1 protein-coding gene is annotated in these 1339 nt (G+C 53.6%); it reads left to right on the top strand.

The window, feature by feature from the left end; genetic code table 11:
- Window positions 1–112: 112 nt before the first annotated feature.
- A complete protein-coding gene (locus MA884_RS27740; protein WP_256233478.1) occupies window positions 113–1306 on the top strand; it encodes an IS4 family transposase in 1194 nt (397 codons plus the stop codon).
- The last annotated feature ends 33 nt before the right edge of the window (window positions 1307–1339 follow it).

The following is a 1339-nucleotide window of genomic DNA, read 5'->3' as shown; positions in this document are numbered from 1 at the left end:
CCCTGAGGGATCCCCGAATTTTCTTACAGAAAATCAAGAGGTTGGAATATTGAAGAGACCTGCATGAGTCGGCAACTTGGCTTGCACCACACAAAAACAAGATCCCGAACCCATGCAGGCCATCCGATTTTTACACAGAGCGCTCGCTCAAGCACTTCCCTCTGTCCATTCCCGCCGTCTGACTACGTTGATGAGTTGTGTCAGTTCATTACTGCAAGGCCGTCGTCTGACGCTGACGGGGCTAGGGCGGTCTCTGCCGGGTCGTGCTTACCCCAAACATGCCATCAAGCGAGTAGATCGATTGCTGGGTAATCAGCACCTCAGAGCAGAGCGCCCACTGTTCTACTGGGTGATGTTACGAGCGTTGCTAGGCTCGCTAAAACATCCATTGATTTTGGTCGACTGGTCTCGAATTGACGCCCCAGGGGACGCGTTCTTGTTGAGAGCAGCGATCCCGTTGGCAGGACGCTCATTTCCCATTTATGAAAGTGTGCATGAGCGTGAGAGTTGCCCGAGATATCAAAAACGCTTGCTCAGCACACTGGCCGAACTACTGCCTGACGGCTGTATTCCCATCCTGGTAACTGACGCGGGTTTTCGGCGTCCATGGATGAAGGCGGTGGCAGCACAGGGCTGGTATTACGTGGCTCGCATACGAAATCGTGAGCTTTATCGCAGTGGTGGCGCTGACTGGCAACCCGTGAAAAGCCTATATGCTCTGGCCACTTCGTCACCCAAATCGTTGGGCCATGTCGAGATGACCCGTAGCGCTCCCCATTTCATCGACTTGTATTGTGTCCGGCACTCGGCCAAAGGACGAAAGCATCAACGCGTCACAGGTTCAATCGCCAAAAGTAAGCTCAGTCGACAGTCCGCCAGACGTGAACGTGAACCTTGGTTGCTGGCGAGCAACCTGGAGCACAGTGAGTGGAATCCGGCGAAAATCGTCGCGATTTATAAAAGGCGCATGCAGATCGAAGAAGGCTTCCGGGATGTAAAAAGTGAGCACTTGGGGTTGGGGCTGAACCTGCATAGAAGTCATTGCCCTCGGCGCATTGAGGCGCTGCTGTTGATTGCGACTCTGGCCAATTACCTCATCTTCCTGACAGGGCTACAGGCACGTGAAAGAAAATTGGAGCAGCGTTATCAAAGCAACAGCCTTAAAGATAGGCGGGTGCTTTCGTTGTGGCGTTTAGGGCTGGAGTATTGGCGTTGCTGCACGGCTTTCGGCGGACGAGAGTATTTAGAAAAACTCGAGCAGGCCCTGCGCGATGAGGTGCATCATCAGGCACAGAGCTTGGAGTAGATTTGTGGGGATCCCTCAGGGTCTGTCCCCGTT

The organism is Pseudomonas sp. Q11 (assembly GCF_024494355.1).
Classification (GTDB): domain Bacteria; phylum Pseudomonadota; class Gammaproteobacteria; order Pseudomonadales; family Pseudomonadaceae; genus Aquipseudomonas; species Aquipseudomonas hefeiensis.
The sequence above is the reverse complement of the archived record's forward strand: the minus strand, read 5'-3'. Positions and strand labels throughout refer to the sequence as shown.

Bases quoted from the DNA above. Each gene is read 5' to 3' on its own strand.
- MA884_RS27740 (WP_256233478.1), top strand. From the start codon at position 113: ATGCAGGCCATCCGATTTTTACACAGAGCGCTCGCTCAAGCACTTCCC.